This window comes from Salinisphaera sp. Q1T1-3, from assembly GCF_003602005.1.
GTDB lineage: Bacteria > Pseudomonadota > Gammaproteobacteria > Nevskiales > Salinisphaeraceae > Salinisphaera.
Genome location: NZ_QZWD01000010.1, coordinates 95603 through 120993, shown reverse-complemented (window position 1 = coordinate 120993; position 25391 = coordinate 95603). Strand labels below are relative to the sequence as shown.

Sequence of the window (25391 nt, the reverse complement as noted above, 5' to 3'; positions counted from 1 at the left end):
GTTCCATGACGACACGTGTGGCGATCAATGGCGCTTCCGGCCGCATGGGGCGGGAGTTGATCAAGGCTTGCGCCCAGCGCGACGATCTCGTGCTGGCGGCGGCCTTTGGCTCGCCGGACAGCGATCAGCTTGGCCTGGATGCGGGGCGGCTTGCCGGCATCGCGGAATGCGGCGTCGCGCTTGCAGGCTCGCAAACGATGCCGGATAGCGATTTCGACGTCCTCGTGGATTTTTCGTTGCCAGGGCCGTCGATCGCGGCATTGGCGATCTGTCTGGAAAAACAGGCAGCCCTGGTGATCGGCACGACCGGTTACAGCGACGCGCAACAGGCCGAGATCGATGCCGCATCGGCGCGCATCGCAATCGTTCAGGCGCCGAACTACAGTGCCGGCGTCAATCTCACGCTCGATCTGGTCGCGCGCGCCGCCGCCGCCCTTGGCCCGGATACCGATATCGAGATCATCGAAGCGCATCATCGCCACAAGGTCGATGCGCCGTCGGGCACGGCGTTGAAACTGGGCGACGTGGCGGCACGCGCCACCGGTCGCGATCTGCGCGATTGCGCGGTTTACACGCGTGAAGGCCAGACCGGCGAACGTCCGGACGGGGCGATCGGATTCGCAACCGTGCGCGGCGGCGATATCGTTGGGGAACACACGGTCCTGTTTGCCGGCCAGGGCGAACGCGTCGAAGTCACGCATCGCGCGACCTCGCGCCAGACTTTTGCCGGTGGTGCCATGCGGGCCGCTGTCTGGGCCGCTGCCAGGAAGCCGGGGGCCTACGACATGAACGACGTGCTCGGACTCTCCGAACGCTGAGACCGTATTTCGGCGCTGGCAGCGCGACAGCGCAGGCGCTATACTCTCGCCGCCCCGGCGGCCTGTTGTACCCAAAGAATCCAGCGACTGGAGACTGTGTTGCGCGCGAAAGCCGTACTTGCGCTCGAAGACGGTAGCATCTTCCACGGCCGCGCCATTGGCGCGCATGGCCAGACCGTCGGTGAGGTGGTGTTCAACACTGCCATGACGGGTTATCAGGAGATACTGACCGATCCGTCCTATCAACAGCAGATGGTCACGCTGACCTATCCGCATATCGGCAATACCGGGACCAACCCCGAAGACGTCGAGTCGGATCGTGTGCAGGCAGCGGGTCTGATCATCCGCGAGGTTCCGCGCGATCCCAGCAACTGGCGATCGGATCGCGGCCTCGTGGGGTATCTCGAGGACAACGGCATCGTCGGCATCGGCGATATCGACACGCGTCGCCTCACGCGGCTACTGCGCGAGAAGGGCGCCCAGAACGGCGCGATTCTCGCCGGCGACGATATCGATGCGCAGACAGCCCTCGAAGCGGCGCGCGGTTTCGCCGGCCTGAAGGGGGCGGACCTGGCCGCCGGTGCCGGCACCTCACAGCCTTACAGCTGGGACGAGCCCACTTGGGTTGGGCCAAACGATGCGCCGCGGGCCGTTGCCCCGCGTTTTCACGTTGCGGTCTACGATTACGGCATCAAGTTCAATATCCTGCGTCAGCTGGTCGACGCCGGGGCGCAAGTCACGGTCGTGCCGGCGAAGACGCCGGTTGATGACGTGCTCGAATTGGGCGCCGACGGCGTGTTGCTCGGCAACGGCCCGGGCGACCCGGAGCCGCTGGATTATGCGATCGCCACCTGCCGCGAACTGATCGAGCGCGGTGTCCCGACACTCGGCATCTGCCTCGGCCATCAGATTCTGGGTCTGGCCGTGGGGGCGAAAAGCCTCAAGATGAAGTTCGGCCATCACGGGGCGAACCATCCGGTGATCGATGTGGCCAGCGGCGAGGTGATGATCTCGAGCCAGAACCACGGCTTCGCCATCGATGAGGCCAGCCTGCCGGAAACCGTGCGCGTGACGCATCGGTCGTTGTTCGACAACACCCTGCAGGGCATCGAAGTGATCGACGCACCGGTCTTTTCATTCCAGGGCCATCCCGAGGCGAGTCCGGGACCACACGACGTGGCGCCGATATTCGCGCGGTTCGTCCAGGCCATCGAGGCCAGCGGCCAGGCCTCGTAGACCCAACGCTTCCACGCACACGTGGCGCGACCCAGTCATTGAATTGAACGGCGTGTCGGCATTTCTCGACGCGCCCAAGCGAGCGAGCACCGTCCATGCCGAAACGAGACGATATCAAGAGCATCCTGGTCATCGGCGCGGGCCCGATCGTGATCGGTCAGGCCTGCGAGTTCGACTATTCCGGCATGCAGGCCTGCAAGGCACTCAAGGATGAGGGCTTTCGCGTCATCCTGGTGAACTCGAATCCGGCCACGATCATGACCGATCCGGAGACCGCGGATGCGGTCTACATCGAGCCGATCGACTGGCAGACCGTAGCCAAGGTCATCGCGAGCGAAAAGCCGGACGCGCTGTTGCCGACCATGGGCGGCCAGACCGCGCTGAACTGCGCGCTGGATCTGTTCTATAACGGCGTGCTCGAAGAACACGGCGTGGAGATGATCGGCGCCTCGCGCGATGCCATCGACATGGCCGAGGATCGCACTGCCTTCCGTGAGGCGATGACCGAAATCGGGCTCAAGACCCCCGAGTCCAAGACCGTCAACACCATGGCCGAGGGGGAGACGGTCCAGGCCCGGATCGGTTTTCCGATCATCATGCGGCCCTCGTTCACCCTCGGCGGCACCGGCGGCGGCATTGCCTATAACAAGGAAGAGTTCGAGGATCTGCTTTCGCGCGGCCTCGAGCTCTCGCCGACCAACGAGGTGCTGCTCGAGCAGAGCGTGCTGGGCTGGAAGGAATACGAGATGGAGGTGGTCCGTGATCACGCGGACAACTGCATCATCATCTGCGCCATCGAGAACGTCGATGCCATGGGCGTGCATACCGGTGATTCGATCACCGTGGCCCCGGCCCAGACGCTGACCGATCGCGAATACCAGGTCATGCGCGATGCCTCGCTGGCCTGTCTGCGCAAGATCGGCGTGGATACGGGGGGCTCGAACGTACAGTTCGCGATCAACCCGGCCACCGGCGACATGATCATCATCGAGATGAATCCGCGAGTCTCGCGCTCCTCCGCCCTGGCCTCCAAGGCCACCGGTTTCCCGATCGCCAAGGTCGCGGCCAAGCTCGCGGTCGGTTATACGCTGGACGAGCTCGACAACGAGATCACCGGTGGTGCGACGCCGGCGTCCTTCGAACCGTCGATCGATTATGTCGTCACCAAGATGCCGCGGTTCACCTTCGAGAAGTTTCCGGCCGCCGACGACCGACTGACCACGCAGATGAAGTCGGTCGGCGAGGCGATGGCGATCGGGCGCAGTTTTCAGGAGTCGCTCCAGAAAGCCATGCGCAGCCTCGAGATCGGCTCGGACGGCTTCGAGCCCAAGCTCGAGGACGTGACCACTGATGCCGCGCAGGACACGTTGCGCAGCGAGCTGTCCACACCGCGCTACGACCGCATGTGGTACGTCGGGGATGCATTTCGGGCCGGCTTTTCCGTGGCCGACGTACATGCGCTGACCCATATCGATCCGTGGTTCCTGGATCAGATCGCAGAGCTGATCGAAATGGAGGGCGAGCTGGCGACCTCCACGATCGGCGATCTGGATGCCGATACGCTGCGTGCCTACAAGCGTCGCGGTTTCTCCGATCTGCGTCTGGCCACTCTGCTGGGTTGCGACGAGTTCGCGGTGCGTCGCGCACGCCTGGCGCATGGTGTGGTGCCGGTCTACAAGCGCGTCGATTCCTGCGCGGCCGAATTTCCGACCGCCACGGCCTATCAGTACTCCTCTTACGACGACGAGTGCGAGGCCAGCCCGTCGGAGCGTGACAAGATCATGGTGCTGGGCGGCGGGCCCAACCGCATCGGCCAGGGCATCGAGTTCGACTACTGCTGCGTGCATGCCGCGCTCGCCATGCGCGAAGACGGCTACGAAACCATCATGGTCAACTGCAATCCGGAGACCGTCTCCACCGACTACGACACCTCGGACCGGCTCTATTTCGAGCCGCTGACCTTCGAGGACGTGATGTCGATCATCGATGTAGAGAAGCCCAAGGGCGTGATCGTGCAGTACGGCGGCCAGACCCCGCTCAAGCTCGCCCGTCGTCTGGAAGCGGCCGGGGCGCCGATCATCGGCACCGCTCCGGACTCGATCGACCTGGCCGAGGACCGGGATCGTTTCCTCAACCTGGTCAATAAGCTGGGACTGAAACAGCCGGCCAACCGGACCGCCCGCTCCGAGGCCGAGGCCATGCGCCTGGCCGAGGAGGTCGGCTTCCCGATGGTGGTTCGTCCGTCCTACGTGCTGGGCGGTCGGGCGATGGAGATCGTCTACGGGCCGGAGGATCTGCAGGGCTATATGTCGGCGGCGGTCAAGGTCTCGCCGGACTCGCCGGTGCTGCTGGATCGCTTCCTCGAGGATGCGATCGAACTCGACGTGGACGCCATCTGTGACGGCTCCGATGTGTTCATCGGCGGTATCATGGAGCACATCGAGCAGGCCGGCGTGCACTCGGGCGACTCGGCCTGCAGCCTGCCGCCTTACAGCCTGGGTGAAGCGGTGCTCGACGAGGTGCGACGCCAGACTGCAGCACTGGCGCGCGGACTGTCTGTGGTCGGCCTGATGAACGTCCAGTTCGCTATCCGTGGCGGGGATGTCTATCTGCTGGAAGTCAACCCCCGCGCTTCGCGGACCGTGCCCTTCGTTTCCAAGGCCAGTGGCATGCCGTTGGCCAAGATTGCCGCGCGTTGCATGGCCGGGCAGACGCTGGCCGCCCAGCATGCCGGTGTCGAGCGCAAACTGCCGCATTTCTCGGTCAAGGAAGCGGTCTTTCCGTTCTCCAAGTTCCCGACGGTCGATCCGCTGCTCGGCCCGGAAATGAAATCCACCGGCGAGGTCATGGGCATCGGCAAGACCTTCGGCGAAGCGTTCGCCAAATCGCAGCTGGCCAGTGGCGTGGGCCTGCCGACTGCACCGGGCATCGCGCTTGTCACGGTGCGCGATGCCGACAAGCCGCTGGCCGTCGACATGGCCCGCGAGCTCGTCGCCGCCGGTTTCTCGCTTCTGGCCACACGCGGCACGGCACGCGCCTTCGAGGAGGCGGGCATCGCCTGCACGATCGTGAACAAGGTCAAGGAAGGTCGGCCGCACATCGTCGACATGATCAAGAACGGCGAAATCCAGCTTGTGGTCAACACCACGGAGGGCAAGCGGGCGATCGAGGAATCGCGCTCGATCCGGATGACCTCGCTGCGATACAAGGTGTCGTACTTCACCACGATCGCCGGCGGGCTGGCGAGCGCGACGGCCCTGTCGGACGAGCGGGCGCTTGAAGTCTATTCACTGCAATCGATTCAGGCCGGAGTCACGGCTTAGGGCCTGTTGAGGTTTCGTTCGAGCACTTTTGCGTCGAGAGACCGTAGTGTGTCCGGCAAGGCGCGAGCCTGGATCGTGGCGTGCCACGATCAAGGCTGGCAACGCTGCCGGGCGCCCATCGTCGATTTTTCATGGGCGGCCCAACCCGAAGGGACAAGCGCCCCAAAATCAAAAACACGACGGCAATCCAGGGTTGTAGCCCGCGGGTGCAGAATGGCTGCACGGCGCACACTACGCCTCGTCTTGCCGCACAACAGCACTTGGCGCGGACTCGCACGAAACATTAACAGGCCATAGGGCCGGTCGAAGGGCGCGTCGGCCGGCTATGTCGTGATTTCTGTCGGTGTGGGCGAGCGCCTGCCCCGGCGATTGGCGCTCCGCAGCGCAGTTCATCGGGGCGCCGTGGGCATGGCTCGGGCCTGGCCGGCCAGGATCGGCGGACGATAGAGACTTCGGACGACATGTCGATCGGCCATGGTGGGACGGTTCCGAGCGCCGGCGCGGCCAATGGTGCGGCAGCGTGCGACCGCTGTACCGACCAATGTGCCCGTTCGTTGAAATGTGCATCATGAAGCGACTCAGCAAAGAAAAGAGCGACTCGTTATACTCGGGCCCCTAAGTCGAAACACAAAAACGCTATTTCTCATTCCGACAACCCCGCGTCCAAGGACGTCATATTCAGGCCGCCCGGTAAGGAAGACGGCGCCGGCATCCTGCGACTCGTGCACGATCTCGGCGTGCTCGATGTCAATTCCGCTTATGCCTACATGCTCATCGGGGAGCATCACGCCGGCACAAGCGTCGTCGCCGAGATCGAAGGCCGCCTGGTCGGCTTCATCTCGGCTTATGTACTGCCCGCGGATCCGGAGACGGTGTTCGTCTGGCAGGTCGGCGTTGCGCCGGCCGGCCGTGGCAAGGGGCTTGCCACGCGCATGCTCGTCGACATCCTGAAGCGCCCCGCCTGTGCGGATGTGCGCTATCTCGACACCACCATCGGGCCGACGAACGAGCCTTCTCAAGCACTGTTCCGCGGGCTCGCCCGCCGTCTCGAGACATCGATCGACGAGACCGTGCTGTTCCCCGCCGAGCTGTTCGATGCCTTCGACGCCGGTGAACCGCACGAGCCGCACGAAGCCGAACACCTGTTCCGTATCGGGCCATTTGACGCCGAACGCGTCAACGCGCTTACTTCGTAAACACGACGCAAAGCTAGAAGAGCCGGGAGCTCTCTCATGGAAATCATTAATCGTCTTGAATCGGAAGTTCGCGGCTATGTCCGTTCGTTTCCGAAAGTCTTCACGCATGCCAAAGCCAACCGGATGACCACCGAGGATGGAGCCGAATATCTCGACTTCTTCTCCGGTGCCGGCGCGCTGAACTACGGCCATAACGACGAGGTCATGAAGAAGGCCCTCGTCGATTACATCGCCTCCGATGGTGTGACGCACGGTCTGGACATGGCGACCGAGGCCAAGCAGCATTTCCTGAAGACGTTCGAGGACGTCATCATGAAACCGCGGGGGATGGACTATAAGATCCAGTTTCCCGGGCCGACCGGCACCAACGCGGTCGAAGCGGCACTGAAGGTCGCACGCAAGGCCAAGGGCCGTGATCGCGTGTTGTTCTTCACCAATGCCTATCACGGCATGACGCTCGGCGCGCTCGCCGTGACCGGCAACGCCTCGAAGCGCGGCGGCGCCGGTGTGAACATGCCCGGCGCGATCCCGCAGCCCTACAGCGGCTATTTCGGAGAAGGGCGTGATACTGCCGATGATCTCGAGATGCTGCTGAACAACAGCTCGTCGGGCCTGGAGAAACCGGCTGCCATCATTCTGGAAACGGTGCAGGGCGAGGGCGGTATCAACGTTGCCGACTTCGACTGGTTGAAGAAGATCGAGAAGCTCTGCCGCGACCACGACATGCTGTTGATCGTCGACGACATCCAGGCCGGTGTCGGCCGTACCGGGCCGTTCTTTTCGTTCGAACCGGCCGGCATCAGCCCCGACATCATCACGGTATCCAAGTCGCTTTCGGGTTATGGGCTGCCGCTGGCGATCACCATGATCAAGCCGGAATACGATGTCTGGGCGCCGGGTGAGCACAACGGCACGTTCCGTGGCAACAACCATGCGTTCGTGACCGCCAGCGCGGCACTCGAGCATTACTGGCGGGACGACAAGCTCGAAAAGGCAGTGCTACGCGCCAGCGATCGCATCAAGGAGCGTCTGGGCGGCATCATCAGCAAGACCGGTTTCAAGGCCGAAGTTCGTGGACGCGGCTTCTTCATCGGCATCGATTGCGAGCAGGCCGAGCTGGCTGACGAAATCGCGGCCGAATGTTTCAAGCATCATCTGATTCTCGAAACCGCCGGTGCCGATGACAATGTCATCAAGGTCATGCCGCCGCTGATCAGCCCGGATGCGGACATCGAGAAGGGCCTGGATACGCTGGAGACCGCGATTCACACGGTGCTCGAACAGCATGGGTTGTTGACCAACGCCGCCTGAGCGTAACGATAGACCAGCGGGCGCTGTGCCCGCTGGTGTAATGTGTAAGAGTCAGCAAGTGACAGCGTCTATAGCAAGGAGACAGCATGAAGATCGTACGTACGGAAGATCTGCGCGGTACGGATCGCGAAGTCGTCAGCCCGGATGGCTGGACCAGTGTGCGATGGTTGCTCGCCAAGGACGGCATGGGTTTTTCGTTCCATGAGACGACATTCCCGCCGGGCCTCGAATTCGATATGTGGTACAAGCACCACTTCGAAGCCGTGTTCTGTTACCAGGGTGAAGGTTCGATCGTGAACCGCGATACCGGCGAAGAATTCGAGATTCGTCCGGGCACGGTCTACGCTCTGGACAATCACGATCGCCACACGCTCAAGGCGAAGACCGAAATGAAGCTGGTCTGTGCGTTCAACCCGCCGGTCACCGGCCGTGAGATTCACGACGAAGACGGCGCCTACGTTCTGCCGAGCGAATGATCGATGTCTAACATCGACTGAGATGTAAAAAAGCCCCGATCGTCGGATCGGGGCTTTTTTTTGTCGCGCCCCGGGCGATAGCGCGAATCCGCGCGCTACGTGGGACAACGGCTAATGCATCGTCGTTCGAGGCCGCCTGGCGCAGGCGGGCGCGCCGGGGCTGGGCTTTGCGCTTCGCACGCGCCGGGGGACACCGAGCCGACGCGGCGTGATGGCACGGAGCGCGCGAGTAATCGCTATGGTCAGTCCACGCTGACCGCCTGGCCCATCAGGTTCAGACCGTCGCGCCGCCGATAAGCGCGCCGAGAATGAGCGGGAAGAGCTGGATGACCAGAACCAGAAAGACGCTGATCGAGGCGATGGCGCCGATGATGGGCATGCCGGTCAACGCCGTGCCGGCGCCGAGCAGGATCAAGCAGAGGATCAGCGACGGCAGAATCGCGGCGAGGAGGCCGCGGCCGACACTGCCGGCCGTGCGCCCACCGACGAATCCGGCCAGGAGCGGGCCGGCGACCGGCAGCCAGAACAAGACGAGAGAAATAACGACCATCCAGATGATGGCCATGGTCAGGCTGCCCTTGGGCATAAGCACTCCTCGTGGACGCGACCGGTCGTAATCCGGACAATGGGCGCGATTATCGCATTGGATGAAGTGGTCGCGACATGAATTCCTACAGTCTCGACAATTACGAGCGCCCGGAACTGATCCCACCTGAACCGGGCACGAAACTGCTCATGCATTCGTGCTGTGCGCCCTGTGCCGGCGAAGTGCTTTCGGCGGTCAAGGCCTCGGGCATCGATGTCACGGTGTTGTTCTACAACCCGAACATCCATCCGCAGGCGGAATACGAGATGCGCAAGGCCGAGGATACGCGTTACTGCGACGAACTCGGCATTCCGCATATCGACGGCGATTACGATACCGACAATTGGTTCGACCGAATTCGTGGGCTCGAGAACGAACCCGAGCGCGGTCGTCGTTGCACGGTCTGCTTCGACATGCGATTCGAGCGGACCGCGCTCTATGCGGCCGAGCACGGTTACCACATGATTTCGTCCACGCTCGGGATCTCGCGCTGGAAGAACATGGCGCAGATCAACGAAGCCGGCGTACGGGCCACGGCACGCTATCCCGAAGTGACGTACTGGACGCTCAACTGGCGCAAGAAGGGCGGCGCGGCCCGCATGATCGAGATCGCCAAGCGCGAGGCGTTCTACCAGCAGGAATACTGCGGTTGTGTCTACAGCCTGCGCGATACGAATCGACATCGCCAGGCCGCGGGGCGTGAGCGCATTCAGAAGGGCATCAAGTTCTACGGTCGCGAGGCGGTGACCTCGCCGTTGCCCGGCGCGGATGCGCGCGGCGAGTATCCCTGGCTCAATCGCGACTGACGCGAGCCGCTCTCCGACGCATCGTCGCCCCAGGGACGATATCCACGATCCCCGGTCCGGGCGAGGGGTGAGACAGCGAGGGCGTATCGGGATATCGCCCGGTCACGGTCGACGACTGCGGTGACGCGGCGTCGACCAGTGGTCGGATATCGGCCTGGCAAGCGGGCCGTCCGAAAACGAAACAGCCCGCCGAAAAGATGCCATCAATAAGCGAATTCCGAGAACACGGGGTCGACTGATTCGTTCCAGCGCCCGTGGTAGAGCGAGAGCAGGTGCTCGGCCGGCGTGACGCCGGTGGCCGCGATCTCGGCCAGTTGTTCCAGAAATATTGCTTCGCTGCGATCGTGTGCGTCGAGTCTGGCGCGCCGTTCCAGGCCGCGTTGTGCGATCGCCACTGTCTCGCGCGCGATATCGGCCAGCGTGCCGCCACGAAATGGCGTGGCCAGGCCCTGGATCGGTGCCTGATCGCGCAGGTGATTGCGTTCGGTCGTGGAGAAATCGGCGACGAGCTGCCAGGCCTCGTCGAGTGCTGCGCTGTCATAGCACAGACCCGCCCAAAGCGCCGGCAGCGCGCAAAGCCGACGCCACGGACCACCATCGGCGCCGCGCATCTCCATGAAGCGCTTGAGCCGAACCTCGGGGAAGATCGTCGTCAGATGATCGTCCCAGTCGCTCATCGTTGGTCGTTCGCCGGGCATCGCGGGAAGTTTGCCGGCCAGAAAGTCACGGAACGACTGTCCGGAGGCATCGATGTAGCGGCCGTCGCGATAGACGAAATACATGGGGACATCGAGCGCGAAGTCCTTGTAACGTTCGAAGCCCATATCGTCGCCAAAGACCCAGTCGAGCATACCGCAGCGGTCCGGGTCCGTATCGGTCCAGATCTGGCTGCGATAGGAGACGAAGCCATTCGGCTTGCCCTCGGTGAACGGGGAGTTGGCAAACAGCGCGGTCGCCACCGGTTGTAGCGCGAGGCCCACCCGGAACTTCTTGATCATGTCGGCTTCGGAGCCGTAATCGATGTTCACCTGCACCGTCGAGGTGCGCAGCATCATGTCCAGGCCGAGACTGCCGACCTTGGGCATATAGGATTTCATGATGTCGTAGCGGGCCTTGGGCATCCAGGCGCACTGCTCGCGCGACCATTTCGGCTGAAACCCGAGCCCGATCAGTCCGACGTTCATCTCCGCCGCGACTTCCTTGACCTGGCGCAGGTGCACATGGATTTCGTCGCAGGTCTCGTGGATGGTGTCCAGCGGGGCGCCGGCCAGTTCGAGCTGGCCGCCCGGCTCGAGCGTGATGTGACACTCGCCAAGTTCCAGCGCCACCAGACGCCCGTCCTCCATCATTGGCTGCCAGCCGAAACGCTGCAGTTTCTCCAGGAACGTGGCAATGCTCTGCTCGCCGGCGTAGGGCAGCGGCCGCAGCGTCTCCCGATCGAACACGAATTTCTCGTGTTCCGTGCCGAGACGCCATCGGCTCGGTGGTTTGCAGGCGTTTTCGAAATATTCGACAAGCTGACGCTCGTCGGTGATCGGCGCACCGCCGGATTGGGAGGGAGCGGACATGAAATCTCCAGACCACGGGCAACCGAGGATCAGCGGGCTGCCGCGACAATTTTGCGCATGGTAACGTCTTGCGCTGCAAGCCGGTAGCTGACGGTTGCAGATATCACGCGCTACGCTTCGACACGGAGAGACACCTGCATGACCGCGACCACTCGATCGGCGAGCCGACTGGATGCTTATCTTCGTCTGACCCGGCTGAACAAGCCGATCGGCATATTCCTGGTTGTCTGGCCGATGATGTGGGCACTGTGGCTGGCCGCACGGGGCGTGCCGAACCCGTGGGTCCTGTTCGTGTTCGTGGTCGGCGCCGTGCTGATGCGCTCGGCCGGGTGCGTGATGAACGATTTCGCCGATCGTCGCATTGATGGCCACGTCAAGCGGACGCGGGCGCGGCCGTTGGCGACCGGTGAAGTCAGCGCGCGCGAGGCACTCGCAGTGTTTGCCGCGCTCAGTATTGCTGCCTTCGCGCTGGTGCTGACGCTCAACGGATTGACCATTGCCTATTCAATCGTCGGGCTTGGGCTCGCGGTGCTCTATCCGTTCACCAAGCGCGCGACGCACTGGCCGCAGATGTTTCTCGGTGCGGCCTTCGGCTGGGCGGTGCCCATGGCGTTCGCGGCCCAGGCCCATCACGTGCCGCTCGGAGGCTGGCTGTTGTTCGTGGCCACCCTGATCTGGGCTCTGACGTACGACACGTTCTATGCCATGGTCGATCGTGACGACGATCTGAAGATCGGCGTCAAATCCACGGCCGTGCTGTGGGGAGACAACGATCGTCGCAACATCGCCGTGATTCAGGTCATCTTCTATGCGCTGCTGGTCGCCGTCGGCATCTCGTTCGCGCTGGGCTGGCTCTACTACCTCGGGCTGGCGGGAGCTGTGGCGATGTCGATCTATCATTATCGTCTGACCCGACATCGCGATCGCGATGCTTGTTTCAAGGCATTCATGCAGCACAATTATCTGGGCGGGGTGATTTTCATCGGCCTCGCGCTCGATCTCGCGCTGGGCTGATAGGCCCGCCCCGTGTACCAGAACGCTTTTCCGAACCTGACAACCAGAGCCAGATGCCCATGAAGGCACGAATCGATACCAAGGGGCTTTTTGCCTGTTTCGACGCCGGTCTTGCCCACGACAGTGGCGACGCGGTCAATGTGGAGATTTCTGCCGTGGCCTGGGACGGTCGACGTCTGGTCTTCGGCAGCGACAAGAACGTGCCGGGCCGACATCGCTCGCCGGTGTTCGCACTGGAGATCGATGACGGGCGCCCGGTGGCCGACAGCTTGGGCTTCTACACCGCCTCTCTGATCAAGCACGCCGAGAAATACGAGGATTTCGCGCTCAGCGACGACGGACAGTTTTTGATCGCCACGACCGGATTCGATCGCGTTGACGATGACAGCGCGGCTCAGGATGCCTACAACCGGCTGCTCGTCTGGCCGGTCGATGCGCCGGACGACGTCCAACTGGTTGCGGATCGACACAACGACGGGGTGGCGAGCTCCGTGCCCCTGCGCGACGATCTGTCGACGGCCCTTGGCGCACCGTATTTCAAGATCGAGGGCCTGGCCAGTATCCCCGGCGAAGACGCCGGGGACGACCCGCTGCTGTTGTTCGGGATCCGTGAGGTCGGCGCCGATCATGAGAACTTCACCTACGTCGCGCAGGTGGTGGCGGCACCGTATCGCATCGACCAGGCCGGCGCGCTCTCGTTCACCGGCGCGTTCGAGATGGTCTACGAATTCGAGCCCGCGGCCTGGCCGGCGGTGCGGTTCGACGTCGGTCTGTCGAGTCTGGAATTCGACCCGACGAACGATCGCCTGCTGTTTCTGACGAGCTTCGAGGTCGACGACGGCGCCGGCGGCGACCGTCTCGGAGCCTATCTGTGGTCGCTTGATGTCGCCGACTTTCACGCCGGGCGCGCGCCTCGGCTGGTGCATGACGAGCAGGGCGAGGCGCTGGAATTCGCCAACAAGGCCGAAGGAGTGGCCGTGTTGCCCGACGGGCGTCTGTTCGTCGTCTACGACCCCGATCGGGCGCTCAAGCTCGAGTCGGATCATCCGCGGGACGCGCGTGACCCGCACGAAGCGCCGTATACACTGCTGACACTCGTCGACGAGACATGAAAACCGTTGGGCGGGCTCGGTAGAATCCGGGGCCGCCCCCGACGGCACGCGTGCCGTCGATTTGTTCGACCGACCGGAAATCCAGGCCGCATGACAAACCAAGAACTCGTCGATCGCGATCTTGAGGTGCTCTGGCACCCCTGCACGCAGATGAAGGATACCCGCAACCTGCCGCCGGTGCCGATGCGCCGCGGCGAAGGCGTCTGGCTCGAGGACTTCGAGGGCAATCGGTATATCGATGCCGTGAGTTCCTGGTGGGTCAACATCTTCGGCCACGCCAATCCGGACATCAACGCAGCGGTCAAGCGCCAGCTCGACACCATCGAACATGTCATGCTCGCCGGGTTCACGCACGAGCCGGCCGTCGAGTTGGCCGAGCGTCTGGTAGGCGTCACGCCACCGGGTCTGGACAAGGTGTTCTATTCGGACAACGGGTCCGCCGCGGTGGAAGTCGCGCTCAAGATGAGCTTTCACTATTGGCGCAACACCGGCCATGGCGAGAAGACACGATTCATCAACCTGACCAACAGCTATCACGGTGAAACCCTGGGCGCGTTGGCGGTCGGCGATGTCTCGCTCTACAAGAAGACCTACGAGCCCTTGCTGCTCAAGCCGCTCACCGCGCGCTCCCCGGACTGTTTCCATCGCGAGCCGGGCGTGTCCTGGGCCGAGCACAGTCGGGCCTGCTTCGCGGAGATGGAAGCGCTGCTGGCCGAGCATGCCGACCAGACGTGCGCGGTCATCGTCGAGCCGCTGCTCCAGTGCGCGGGCCACATGCGGATGTATGACCCGGTCTATCTCGAGCTGCTGCGCGAGGCCTGTTCGCGTTACAACGTGCACCTGATCGCCGACGAGATCGCGACCGGGTTCGGGCGCACCGGAACCATGTTCGCCTGTGAGCAGGCCGGCCCGTCCGGCATAACGCCGGATTTCATGTGTCTGTCCAAGGGCATTACGGCCGGCTATCTGCCGCTGTCGGTAACCTTGACCAGCGACCGGGTCTACGACGCCTTCTACGACGATTACGAGAATCTCACCGCCTTCCTGCATTCCCATTCGTACACCGGGAATCCGTTGGCCTGTGCCGCGGCGATCGCCACGCTCGACCAGTTCGAGCAGCGCGGCCAGGTCGAGGCCAACAGGGCTTTGGCTGCGAGAATGCGAATCGCGACCGCGCCGCTGGTCGACCATCCCAACGTGGCGGAGGTGCGCCAGACCGGCATGGTGCTGGCCATCGAGATGGTGGCCGACAAGGCCACTGGCACGCCGTTCGACTGGCGTGAGCGGCGTGGCCTTCAGGTCTATCGCCATGGGCTGACACGCGAAGCCCTGCTGCGCCCGCTCGGCGACACGATCTATTTCATGCCGCCCTACGTGATCACGCCGGAACAGATCGACCATCTGGCCACGGTGGCGGCGGAGGGCATCGATCGCGCCGTCTCGACTTGATCGGCAAGCCTTGCTAGCCTGCAGTAACTGACCGGTCGGCGTTTTACCGCGGCCGGCTCAATGTGCATCTCAAGGGTCGCCGTCTCCGGCGACCTTTTTGTTTCCATAATTTTCGAACACGTATCCGAGGTGGTTCTCATGGATCGCACGCCACTGACGCAGACCGGTGCCGATGCACTGCGCGCCGAGCTCAACCGCCGCAAGAAGACGGAGCGTCCGCGCATCGTCGATGCGATCGAGGAAGCACGTGCCCACGGCGACCTGAAGGAAAACGCCGAGTATCACGCCGCCAAGGAAGAACAGGGTTTCAACGAAGGCCGAATCGCCGAGATCGAGGCCAAGCTGGGGTCGGCCCAGGTCATCGACGTGGCACAGGTCGGCGCCCAGGCCAACGGGCGCGTCGTGTTCGGCGCCACGGTGGATCTCGCGGACGAGGATTCCGGCGACGAACTGACCTACCAGATCGTTGGTGAGGACGAGGCCGACATCAAGCAGGGCAAGCTGTCGTTCGCCTCACCGATCGCGCGTGCGCTGATCGGCAAGAGCGCGGGCGACGTGGTCGACGTCGACGTGCCCGGCGGCAAGCGCACGCTGGAGATCGTCGAGGTACGCTACGTTTGACCGGAGGGGCCGTCACTGTCCGGATTCGGGCGATATATCGTGGCCATGCGGCCGATCTCCTGGATCGACACCGCGTCGAGCCGCTCGCACACACTGGCGACATCGGCCTTGAAGGTCGGCTTGTCGTCAGCGACCAGCTTGATCTTGATCAGTTCGTGATCGGTCAGGGCGCGATCGATCTCGGCGAGCACCGGCTCGCTGAGGCCTGCCGCACCGGTCTGAACGACTGGCTTGAGATGATGGGCCTGTTTCTTCAGGGCGAGACGAGTGGTCTTGTCGACAGCGATGGGCATGGCAAGCGACGCGTTCATGTGAAACACGCCAGTATAGCCCCGTGAGTAAACGCAGCGACACCAAGCGATGGCTGGCCAAGCATCGCAACGACCCGTATGTACGAGCCGCCCAGGCCGACAACTATCGTTCCCGGGCGGTCTACAAGCTTGCCGAGGTCGACGAGAAGGAGGGGCTGCTCGCTCAGGCCCGCGGCGTCGTGGACCTGGGGGCGGCGCCCGGCGGCTGGAGCCAGTACTGTCGTCGGGTCGCGCCGCAGGCCCGCGTCGTGGCCATCGACCGGCTCGATATGGATCCGATCGACGGCGTGACCTTCCTGCGCGCCGATTTCGCCGAAGCCGAAGGGCTCGATGCGCTCATGGCCGAGATCGGCGAAACGCCCGTGGATCTTGTACTTTCCGACATGGCCCCCAATCTCTCCGGTGTGAAGGCCGCAGACCAGGCCGGTGTGATGCATCTTGCCGAGCTCTCGCTCGAGCTGTGTCGTGATGTGCTCGCCCCCGGCGGCTGTCTGTTCATCAAGGTGTTTCAGGGCGAGGGTTTCGATGCCTTGATCGCCGGGATGAAAAAGAGCTTCGACAAGGTGGCCACGCGCAAGCCCAAGGCTTCGCGGGACGCCAGTCGCGAAATGTATGTTCTCGGTCGCGGCTGGCGCGGCTAGGAGCGAAGGGCGCTCGATGACGCCCGCAGTGCAACCGATCGTTTATACTGATCGGTAACTCTATAGACTCGACAACCAAACGGCCGGTCTCTGGGTCCGGTCGAGGACGACGATCTTGAACGAACTCGCCAAGAATCTGTTGCTGTGGGTCGTGATCGCGCTCGTATTGATGAGCGTGTTCTCGAGCTTTGCGCCATCGGGGTCGACCGGTAACAGTATCGCGTACTCGGACTTCCTCACGAAGGTCGACAACGACAATGTGTCCGAAGTGCACATCGAGGACCACCAGATCAGCGGTCAGTTGACGTCCGGCCAGAAGTTCAACACTTACAGTCCGGAATCCGACAACAAGGCCATGATCGGCACCCTGATGGATCACAACGTGACCATCACGGGTGAGCCGCCGAATCAGGGTTCGTTCCTGAAGCAGATCCTGATCTCGTGGTTCCCGTTCCTTCTGCTGATCGGCGTCTGGATCTATTTCATGCGCCAGATGCAGGGCGGTGGCCGCGGCGGTGGTGCCATGTCGTTCGGCAAGTCCAAGGCCAAGATGATGGCCGCGGACCAGATCAAGCTCACCTTCGCGGATGTCGCCGGTGTCGAGGAGGCGAAATCAGAGGTCCAGGAGCTTGTCGAATTCCTGTCCGATCCGTCGAAATTCCAGAAGGTCGGCGGCAAGATCCCGCGTGGTGTGCTGATGGTCGGCTCGCCGGGTACCGGCAAGACCTTGCTGGCCAAGGCGATCGCAGGCGAGGCCGGGGTGCCTTTCTTCTCGATCTCCGGCTCGGATTTCGTCGAGATGTTCGTCGGCGTGGGCGCATCCCGTGTCCGCGACATGTTCGAGCAGGCCAAGAAACAGGCCCCCTGCATCATCTTCATTGACGAGATCGACGCCGTCGGTCGTCAGCGCGGCGCCGGTCTTGGTGGCGGACACGACGAGCGCGAGCAGACGCTCAACCAGCTGCTCGTCGAGATGGACGGCTTTGAAGGCAGCGAAGGCGTGATCGTCATTGCCGCGACGAACCGCCCGGACGTGCTCGATCCGGCGTTGCTGCGGCCCGGCCGTTTCGACCGACAGGTCGTGGTGCCTTTGCCGGATGTGCGCGGTCGCGAACAGATCCTGAAAGTGCACATGAAGAACGTGCCGGTGCACGATAACGTCAAGCCGGGCATCCTGGCGCGTGGCTGCCCCGGGTTTTCCGGCGCCGATCTGGCCAACCTCGTCAACGAGGCGGCGTTGTTCGCGGCGCGTGCCAACCGTCAGGAAGTCACGCAGGACGACTTCGAGCGGGCCAAGGACAAGATCATGATGGGCGCGGAGCGCAAATCGATGATCATGAACGAGGACGACAAGCGCATGACGGCCTATCACGAGGCCGGCCACGCGATCATCGGTCTGTCGGTTCCGCAGCACGATCCGGTTCACAAGGTCACCATCGTGCCGCGTGGACGCGCGCTCGGTGTGACCATGTTCCTGCCGGAAGAGGACCGCTACAGCTATTCCAAGCAGCGTCTGATCAGCCAGATCTGCTCTCTGTACGGTGGTCGTCTGGCCGAGGAGATCATCTACGGCAAGGACATGGTCACGACCGGCGCGTCCAACGACATCGAGCGTGTGACGGAAATCGCGCGCAACATGGTCACCAAGTGGGGCCTGTCCGAGCGAATGGGGCCGATTGCCTACAACACCGAGGACAGCGAGCCGTTCCTCGGCAAGGCCGCAGCCCAGGGCGGCGGCATCTCCGATGAGACGGTCCATGCGATCGACGAGGAGATTCGCTCGATCATCGACAATTGCTACGAGCGATCCCGCGAGATTCTCGAGAGCAACATGGACAAGCTGCATCTGATGGCAGATGCGCTCATGAAGTACGAAACCATCGATCGCAAGCAGATCGACGAGATCATGCAGGGTCATGAGCCGGGGCCGCCGGACAGCTGGAACGATTCCGATCCGACGGGGCGCAACGGTGGCGGGCCGAACGCCAGTGCCGGGAGCGACGACACGCAGCGCGCGCCGGACAATCGCGGCGACGACAACAGCGTGCCCAGCCCGGCGCACAACCGCCAGTCGTAGGACGGTAGCCGACGCATCTCGGCCGGCGGACTTCGGTCCGCCGGCTTTTTTTTGCACGGCGCATGCCGGCCCTCTCATGATCGACCCGTCTATGGCACGTTCGTCCCAATCCAATATCGGTGCCCGTCGTCTCGACGGGGCACATCGCTCGCTCGATCTGGGCGCGCCGGTGATCATGGGGGTGCTCAATGTCACCCCGGATTCCTTCTCCGACGGCGGTCGCTACGGGGATATCGACGCGGCCCGCGCCCGCGCTCGCGAGATGGCCGCCGAAGGCGCCGGCATCATTGATATCGGCGGGGAGTCCACGCGGCCCGGTGCGACGCCGGTGACAACCGAGGACGAGCTTGCGCGCGTTCTGCCGGTGCTTGAAGCGTTGCGCGCCGATATGCCGGATATGTTCATATCGCTGGATACGAGCAATCCGGTCGTCATGCGTCGTGGCTGTGATGCCGGCGCGGACATGATCAACGACGTGCGCGGGCTGGATGCGCCGGGTGCGCTCTCGGCCGTCGCCGACGCGAAAGCTGCGGTCTGCGTCATGCATCGCCAGGGCGAGCCGGCGACCATGCAGAACGCGCCGCGATACACCGATGTGGTTGCCGAGGTGCGCGATTATCTCCAGGCCCGAGTAGTTGCCTGTCGCGATGCCGGTGTGCGCCACGATCGCATCGTCGTCGACCCGGGGTTCGGTTTCGGCAAGTCGCTCGACCACAATCTGGCGATGCTGCGACATATCGAGCGCCTGGGGGTCGACGATTGTCCGGTGCTGATGGGCATCTCTCGCAAATCGATGTTCGCGACGCTGTTCGAGGCCGACGACATGGCCAGTCGAATCAACGGCAGCCTCGGGGCCGCCTTCTGGGCGGCCCGGCACGGTGTCGGTATCATCCGGGCACATGACGTACGCCAGACCGCCCAGATGCTGACGCTGGCACAAGCGCTTGGCGACGCGCCGGGCCGGGCATAGAAAAAGGAGCAGGCAGGTATGTCGCAACGCTATTTCGGCACTGACGGTATCCGCGGGACGGTCGGCGAGGCACCGATGACGCCGGATTTCGCCCTGCATCTCGGCTGGGCGGCGGGTAGGGTCCTGTTGCGTCGCCTGTCCGACGGGGGTGACGGTGATCTGCACGGCGCACGTGCCTGTGTATTGATCGGCAAGGACACGCGTCTTTCCGGCTACATGTTCGAATCGGCGCTCGAGGCCGGTTTCGCCGCCGCCGGAATCGATGTCTTGCTCGTCGGCCCTCTGGCAACGCCGGGCATTGCCTATCTGACACGTACCTTTCGGGCGGTCGCCGGTGTTGTCATCAGTGCATCGCACAACCCGTTCGAGGACAACGGGGTCAAGTTCTTTTCTCACCGAGGTCAGAAACTCGACGACGCCGTCGAGTCGGAAATCGAGCAGGCGCTTGCCGAACCGCTGGTCTGTGTGGCGCCGGAGCAACTCGGGCGTGCCCGTCGGGTGGAAAGCGCGTCCGGCCGCTACATCGAGTTTTGCAAATCCACGGCACGCCTGCCGGCCCACGGCCTGCGCGGTGTGCGTCTGGTGGTGGACTGCGCGAACGGGGCGGCCTATCAGACTGCGCCGGAAGTGTTTCGCGAGCTGGGCGCGGAGGTCCATGTCATCGGCAATGCGCCGGACGGCCTCAATATCAATCTGGGCTGTGGCTCGACGCACCCGGAACAGCTGGCGGCCGAGGTCGTGGCCCGCAGCGCCGATGCGGGGATTGCGCTGGACGGCGATGCCGATCGCTGCATCATGATCGACGCTGCGGGCCGGGTGGTCGACGGCGATCAGCTGCTGTTCGCCCTGGCTGAGGATCGACATGCCGCGGGCGAACTCACGGGTCCGGTCGTTGGCACCCTGATGAGCAACCTCGGTCTCGCGCTCGCGCTTGAAGCGCGCGGTATCGCCTTTGAACGAGCCAAGGTCGGCGATCGCTACGTGTTTGAACGTCTGCTTGCGCTCGGCGGCAACGTGGGTGGTGAATCGTCGGGGCATCTGCTTTGTCTGGATCGATCCACCACCGGCGATGGCACGGTCTCGGCGCTGCAGGTGCTGTCCGTGATGGGGCGTCGCGGGATCGCGCTCGCCGATCTCGTTGCACCGGTCGAGAAATGCCCGCAGAGCCTGATCAACGTGCGCATCGGTCGCGGCTCGGCCAGCACGCTCATGTCCGATCGTCGGGTGCAGGCCGCCGTGGATGAAGCGGAGCGTGATCTGGGCGGCGAAGGTCGCGTATTGTTGCGCCCGTCGGGAACCGAGCCGCTACTGCGTGTGATGGTGGAAGGTCTGGATGTCGCCCGCGTCGAGCGCCACGCGCGCGATATCGCCGACGCCGTCGAGCAGTCCGCTGCGGCCTGATTTACAGATTCATGAATCGACAAGGAGACGTCATGCACAGTCGTGCCATCGTTGCCGGGAACTGGAAGATGAACGGCAGCCGTGCTGCCATCGATGAATTCGCGCCGGCTCTGGCCGATGCGGCTGCCGGCATCCGCTGTCCGCTGGCGGTATGTGTGCCGTTCGTCTATGTATCGCGACTGGCCGAACGATTCGCCGATACCACCGTTGCCGTTGGCGGGCAGGATGTGGCCGCCGAGGTCGAGGCCGGCGCCTTCACCGGTGAAGTCAGCGGCGAGATGCTCATCGATGCCGGCGCAACGCATACCGTGGTCGGGCACTCCGAGCGTCGCGAAAAGTACGGCGAGACCGATGCCATCGTCGTCGCCAAGACGCGCGCCGCCGTCACAGCCGGCCTCGTGCCGATCGTCTGTGTCGGTGAAACACTCGAGCAGCGCGAGAATGACCAGGTCGAGGCCGTGCTCGGGCGTCAGCTCGGAGCCTTGCTCGATGGTTGTTCGGCCGAAGAACTGGATCGGATCGTGTTGGCCTACGAACCGATCTGGGCAATCGGCACGGGGCGCACTGCAACCCCCGAGCAGGCACAGGAAATTCATGCGTATTTGCGGTCGCAAATCGCAGATCGCGATGCTACACTAGCGCGCTCGCTGAGCATTGTTTACGGCGGTAGCGTTAAACCGGACAATGCAGAGGCGATTTTCGCCGGTGACGACGTCGACGGGGCACTCGTGGGCGGCGCGTCGCTGAAAGCCGATTCATTTGCCGATATTGCCCGTGCGATGGATGCGGTCGGGAAGACGAGCTGATTAATGATCTATACAATCCTGATCATTGTGCAGGTGGTCATCGCAATCTCGTTGGTTGCATTGATCCTGCTGCAACATGGCAAGGGTGCAGATGCCGGGGCGGCATTCGGAAGCGGCGCTTCCGGTACGGTCTTCGGCGCCAAAGGCTCGGCGAACTTCATGAGTCGGGCCACGGCGGCGCTGGCAACGCTGTTCTTTCTGAGCAGTCTGACGCTGGCCTACATCGTGAATGGCGGTGGTGTTGCCAGCGGTGGCGGCTCGGGCAGTGTGACGGACCAACTGTCGCAACAGCCCGCGGCACAGCAGGCACCGGCTAACAACGCGACAAGTTCCGAAGACGCCAATCAGGCGTCAGGTCAGGAACAGTCGTCTGATGATCAAGGGAACGGTCCGAAGATTCCGGACTGATCTGAAAGAACTGCCGACGTGGTGGAATTGGTAGACACGCTGTCTTGAGGGGGCAGTGGCGAGAGCCATGCCGGTTCGAGTCCGGCCGTCGGCACCAAACAGTCGCTTCTTGCGAGAGGCGATTTTCCCAAAGCCGTATCGCGACGCGATACGGCTTTTTTCATGCCTGTGCTCAGGGTCAGAGGTGACCTCTGATGAAGCCCGCGGCGGTTGTCGTCCGCCGGATGCCGACCCGCTCGGACGCGGCGCAGAACAACTGGCATCAGTCACTATTGATCGCACTCGGTGTCGGTGGACCCCGGCGTTCCGGTTTTCAGGCCTTCAGCGCAAGGCGCATCCGCTGCAACAGACGAGGCACACTGGAGACAGGGGCAGCAGGCAGGCATCGACCCGCCGCGGCATCGCCGCAACCGCAAGCCGGACGTGTTGGTACGTACCGTTTACAGCGTGGGGTGGTGTGTCGGGCCTCAGATGGCGCCAATGCGCGGGCAAGGTGGGGCCGATGTATGGGGGCTGTGATGTGCCGTCGCCAATCGAGGTCTCACTGCGCCATGCGAATACTGGAGAGCGGGTCATGCCAGGTGCTTTCCGGCCAACGGCGGCAGCGGCCAGCCCCGCGATGTCGGTGCGGCGCGTCAGGGGGATTGAGTGGTGGCCGTCAGCGGGCTTCGCCGTGCCCGCCTGCATGATGCAGGTGGTGATGCATGGGGCGCTGATCATGAAATGCGTGCGTGTTCCCAGGGCCGAACAACGACGTTTCGCCTCGTCGGAAAGCGCATTTCGCGCGCGTCGGCAAAGGCGCGAAGCCGGGCCGAATAGCGCTTGATCCGCGTCGTGACGCGATCGCGAAAAAACTTTCATGAATTGGACTTGCGTTTTGAAAACCGCGTGTTAACTTATGTCTCGCGTTGAGGGGTTGGGTTTTCCCAACCAGCCGGAACCGCAAGTCAGACGAGCGGCTTGCAATGATTTCGGTAACTATTTATAGTCTCGCGTTCATCGGGTGCGGGGTGGAGCAGTCTGGCAGCTCGTCGGGCTCATAACCCGAAGGTCGCAGGTTCGAATCCTGCCCCCGCTACCACATTTTGGTTATCGAAAAAGCCCCCGATGAGGGGCTTTTTTGTTGGTAACGCGAAATCGTCAACGAGACGGTGCACATGACGCAACGTTTTCATTCCCTGATCGAGCCGATCGTCACCGATCTCGGTTACGAGCTCTGGCACGTCGAATCGGTCGGTCGCGGCAAGAACGCGACACTTCGCGTCTATATCGATGCATCGGAAGGCATCGATATCGAGGACTGCGAAGCCGTGAGCCGCGAAGTCAGTGCGGCACTCGATGTGGCTGACGACGGCAGCGCAGCCTATACGCTCGAAGTCTCGTCGCCGGGCCTGGATCGGCCGTTGGTGGATGCCGGCCATTTCGAGCAGTTCATCGGCGAGCGCGCCCGCGTGAACATGTTCGCGCCGGTGGCAGGGCAACGAAAATTCCGCGGCGTCATTCGTGCCGTCAGTCAGGATGCGGTTGATCTGGCGTGCGACGACGCCATCTATAGCCTTCCGATCGGCGATATGGCAAAGGCGCGACTGGATCCGGTTTTCGAAACGTAGCGACGCAGCGATATCGATTGCGACACGGCGGCTCGCATGAGCCGTCTTCCATGACACGCGGGTGTTTTTATGAATAAAAACGTACTTCTGGTCGCCGAGGCGGTTTCCAACGAGAAAGGCGTCGAGCAAGAGATCATCTTCGAGGCGATCGAAGCGGCGCTGGCTTCGGCCACACGCAAGAAGCACGGCGGCGAAATCGCCGTTCGCGTCGACGTGGATCGCAAGAGCGGCGATTACGTGACTTTCCGTCGCTGGCTGGTCATCGATCCGGGCGAAGAGAACGCCGAGGGCGAGCTGCAGTTCATCGAGGCGCCGGATCGCGAGATCTCGCTCGAGCGTGCGCGGGAGACCAGGCCCGACGTCATGCCGGGCGAATACATCGAAGAACAGGTCGAATCGGTCGAGTTCGGGCGCATCGCGGCCCAGGCCGCCAAACAGGTGATCGTGCAGAAAGTGCGCGAAGCTGAACGCGCTCAGATCATCGATGCTTACGAACACCGTGTGGGCGAGCTGATCACCGGGCTGGTCAAGCGCATGGAACGTGGTGCCTGTATTCTGGACCTGGGCGGCAACGCCGAGGCGATCATTCCGCGGGATCAGATGATTCCCCGTGAGCCGATGCGGCCGGGCGATCGCGTGCGCGGCTTCCTCTACGATGTGCGCCCCGAGCAGCGCGGGCCGCAACTTTTCGTCTCGCGCAGCAAACCGGAATTCCTGATTGAATTGTTCAAGTTGGAAGTGCCGGAGGTCGGCCAGGGGCTGATCGAGCTGCGCGGTGCATCGCGCGATCCCGGACTTCGTGCGAAAATTGCGGTGCAGGCCAAGGACCGGCGTATCGATCCGGTTGGTGCCTGCGTCGGCATGCGTGGCTCGCGCGTACAGAGTGTTTCGAACGAACTGGCGGGCGAACGCATCGACATCATCATGTGGAACGAGAACCCGGCGCAGTTCGTGATCAACGCGATGGCGCCGGCGGACGTCGAGTCGATCGTGCTGGACGAGGACTCGAACAGCATGGATCTGGCCGTTTCCGAAGAATCGCTGGCCAAGGCCATCGGTCGTGGCGGACAGAACATCCGCTTGGCGTCCGAGCTGACCGGTTGGCAGCTCAACGTGATGACGCTCGAGGACGCGGACGCGAAGAGCGAAGCCGAAAGCGAAGAGCTGCAGGGCATGTTCCGTGATCAGCTCGATGTCGACGATGAAGTGGCAGCGATTCTGGTGCAGGAAGGTTTCACGTCCACCGAGGAGATCGCCTACGTACCGGAGCAGGAGCTGCTTGAAATCGAGGAGTTCGACGCCGACATGGTCGAAGAGCTTCGAGGCCGCGCACGGGATTATCTGCTTTCCAAGGCGATTTCGAGTGCCGAAGCCGGCGAAGCCGCGTACGATGCCGACCTGCTCGAAGTCGACGGCGTGGACGAAACACTGGCGGCGACGCTGGCCGAAGGCGGCGTCAAGTCGCGTGACGACCTGGCCGAGCTCGGTGCGGATGAATTGATGGAGCTGTTCGAGATCGACGAAGCCGGCGCAGGCGAATTGATCATGGCAGCCCGGGCCCACTGGTTTGCCGACGAGCAGGCCTAGGCCGAATAATAGAGCGTTAACGAAACGTAAAACGGATCGTCCGCGCCCAACGCGCGCGGGCACC

The 25391-nt window shown here is 63.1% G+C and carries 22 protein-coding genes and 2 tRNA genes; 21 read left to right on the top strand and 3 right to left on the bottom strand.

Annotation, left to right across the window (positions count from 1 at the left end; translation table 11 throughout):
* Positions 1–5: 5 nt before the first annotated feature.
* From dapB to D3260_RS10935, 6 genes are all read left to right on the top strand, one after another.
* Positions 6–818 carry a 4-hydroxy-tetrahydrodipicolinate reductase gene (dapB, locus tag D3260_RS10960; protein ID WP_120098635.1) on the top strand — a complete coding sequence of 271 codons (813 nt, stop codon included), beginning with the start codon at positions 6–8 and terminating at the stop codon, positions 816–818.
* Between the two features lie 99 nt (positions 819–917).
* Positions 918–2054, top strand: a complete 1137-nt coding sequence (gene carA, locus D3260_RS10955; RefSeq protein WP_120098634.1) for a glutamine-hydrolyzing carbamoyl-phosphate synthase small subunit — start codon at positions 918–920, stop codon at positions 2052–2054.
* Between the two features lie 95 nt (positions 2055–2149).
* On the top strand, positions 2150–5377 hold the full coding sequence (gene carB, locus D3260_RS10950; protein WP_120098633.1) for a carbamoyl-phosphate synthase large subunit: 3228 nt from the start codon (positions 2150–2152) through the stop codon (positions 5375–5377).
* 638 nt (positions 5378–6015) lie between these two features.
* The gene (gene ectA / locus D3260_RS10945; protein WP_120098632.1) at positions 6016–6573 is read left to right on the top strand and encodes a diaminobutyrate acetyltransferase; all 558 of its coding nucleotides are present in this window, start codon (positions 6016–6018) and stop codon (positions 6571–6573) included.
* Between the two features lie 36 nt (positions 6574–6609).
* On the top strand, positions 6610–7884 hold the full coding sequence (gene ectB / locus D3260_RS10940; RefSeq protein ID WP_120098631.1) for a diaminobutyrate--2-oxoglutarate transaminase: 1275 nt from the start codon (positions 6610–6612) through the stop codon (positions 7882–7884).
* A gap of 86 nt (positions 7885–7970) precedes the next feature.
* Complete coding sequence (locus tag D3260_RS10935; protein ID WP_120098630.1) at positions 7971–8360, top strand: ectoine synthase; 390 nt, start codon at positions 7971–7973, stop codon at positions 8358–8360.
* A gap of 274 nt (positions 8361–8634) precedes the next feature.
* On the opposite strand, the gene D3260_RS10930 is transcribed toward D3260_RS10935, so the two are convergent.
* Positions 8635–8946: a hypothetical protein gene (locus D3260_RS10930; RefSeq protein WP_120098629.1), complete on the bottom strand. Its 312-nt coding sequence runs from the start codon at positions 8944–8946 to the stop codon at positions 8635–8637.
* Between the two features lie 77 nt (positions 8947–9023).
* Between D3260_RS10930 and D3260_RS10925 the strand changes: the two genes are divergently transcribed.
* Positions 9024–9752 carry an epoxyqueuosine reductase QueH gene (locus D3260_RS10925; RefSeq protein WP_120098628.1) on the top strand — a complete coding sequence of 243 codons (729 nt, stop codon included), beginning with the start codon at positions 9024–9026 and terminating at the stop codon, positions 9750–9752.
* Between the two features lie 203 nt (positions 9753–9955).
* Here D3260_RS10925 and D3260_RS10920 read toward each other — a convergent pair whose 3' ends face one another.
* Positions 9956–11320 carry a glutamate--cysteine ligase gene (locus tag D3260_RS10920; protein ID WP_120098627.1) on the bottom strand — a complete coding sequence of 455 codons (1365 nt, stop codon included), beginning with the start codon at positions 11318–11320 and terminating at the stop codon, positions 9956–9958.
* Positions 11321–11458: 138 nt separating this feature from the next.
* Between D3260_RS10920 and ubiA the strand changes: the two genes are divergently transcribed.
* From ubiA to greA, 4 genes are all read left to right on the top strand, one after another.
* Positions 11459–12334 carry a 4-hydroxybenzoate octaprenyltransferase gene (gene ubiA / locus D3260_RS10915; protein ID WP_120098626.1) on the top strand — a complete coding sequence of 292 codons (876 nt, stop codon included), beginning with the start codon at positions 11459–11461 and terminating at the stop codon, positions 12332–12334.
* 59 nt (positions 12335–12393) lie between these two features.
* A complete protein-coding gene (locus D3260_RS10910) occupies positions 12394–13446 on the top strand; it encodes a hypothetical protein (RefSeq protein ID WP_199671467.1) in 1053 nt (350 codons plus the stop codon).
* Between the two features lie 90 nt (positions 13447–13536).
* Entirely contained in the window at positions 13537–14895 is a 1359-nt protein-coding gene (locus tag D3260_RS10905) for an adenosylmethionine--8-amino-7-oxononanoate transaminase (RefSeq protein WP_120098624.1), read from the top strand.
* A gap of 138 nt (positions 14896–15033) precedes the next feature.
* Positions 15034–15516, top strand: coding sequence for a transcription elongation factor GreA (gene greA, locus D3260_RS10900; RefSeq protein ID WP_120098623.1), 483 nt, complete (start codon positions 15034–15036; stop codon positions 15514–15516).
* On the opposite strand, the gene D3260_RS10895 is transcribed toward greA, so the two are convergent.
* Entirely contained in the window at positions 15507–15827 is a 321-nt protein-coding gene (locus tag D3260_RS10895; protein ID WP_199671466.1) for a YhbY family RNA-binding protein, read from the bottom strand. The two genes, greA and D3260_RS10895, sit on opposite strands and share 10 nt — an antisense overlap.
* A gap of 23 nt (positions 15828–15850) precedes the next feature.
* Here D3260_RS10895 and D3260_RS10890 point away from each other — a divergent pair, with 23 nt between their 5' ends.
* The 10 genes from D3260_RS10890 (at position 15851) to nusA (ending at position 25327) form a co-directional block, all read left to right on the top strand.
* Positions 15851–16468 (top strand): RlmE family RNA methyltransferase, encoded by a 618-nt coding sequence (locus D3260_RS10890; protein WP_120098622.1) that lies wholly within the window; start codon positions 15851–15853, stop codon positions 16466–16468.
* 115 nt (positions 16469–16583) lie between these two features.
* Positions 16584–18545 (top strand): ATP-dependent zinc metalloprotease FtsH, encoded by a 1962-nt coding sequence (gene ftsH / locus D3260_RS10885; protein WP_120098621.1) that lies wholly within the window; start codon positions 16584–16586, stop codon positions 18543–18545.
* Between the two features lie 91 nt (positions 18546–18636).
* The gene (folP, locus tag D3260_RS10880; protein ID WP_233544034.1) at positions 18637–19515 is read left to right on the top strand and encodes a dihydropteroate synthase; all 879 of its coding nucleotides are present in this window, start codon (positions 18637–18639) and stop codon (positions 19513–19515) included.
* Positions 19516–19533: 18 nt separating this feature from the next.
* On the top strand, positions 19534–20916 hold the full coding sequence (glmM, locus tag D3260_RS10875; RefSeq protein ID WP_120098620.1) for a phosphoglucosamine mutase: 1383 nt from the start codon (positions 19534–19536) through the stop codon (positions 20914–20916).
* 32 nt (positions 20917–20948) lie between these two features.
* Positions 20949–21722 carry a triose-phosphate isomerase gene (gene tpiA, locus D3260_RS10870; RefSeq protein ID WP_120098619.1) on the top strand — a complete coding sequence of 258 codons (774 nt, stop codon included), beginning with the start codon at positions 20949–20951 and terminating at the stop codon, positions 21720–21722.
* Between the two features lie 3 nt (positions 21723–21725).
* On the top strand, positions 21726–22130 hold the full coding sequence (gene secG / locus D3260_RS10865) for a preprotein translocase subunit SecG (protein ID WP_120098618.1): 405 nt from the start codon (positions 21726–21728) through the stop codon (positions 22128–22130).
* Between the two features lie 12 nt (positions 22131–22142).
* Positions 22143–22227, top strand: a tRNA-Leu gene (locus tag D3260_RS10860).
* A gap of 907 nt (positions 22228–23134) precedes the next feature.
* Positions 23135–23211: transfer RNA gene (locus tag D3260_RS10855), tRNA-Met, on the top strand.
* 76 nt (positions 23212–23287) lie between these two features.
* Positions 23288–23740: a ribosome maturation factor RimP gene (gene rimP / locus D3260_RS10850; protein ID WP_120098617.1), complete on the top strand. Its 453-nt coding sequence runs from the start codon at positions 23288–23290 to the stop codon at positions 23738–23740.
* Between the two features lie 69 nt (positions 23741–23809).
* Positions 23810–25327, top strand: a complete 1518-nt coding sequence (nusA, locus tag D3260_RS10845) for a transcription termination factor NusA (RefSeq protein WP_120098616.1) — start codon at positions 23810–23812, stop codon at positions 25325–25327.
* The last annotated feature ends 64 nt before the right edge of the window (positions 25328–25391 follow it).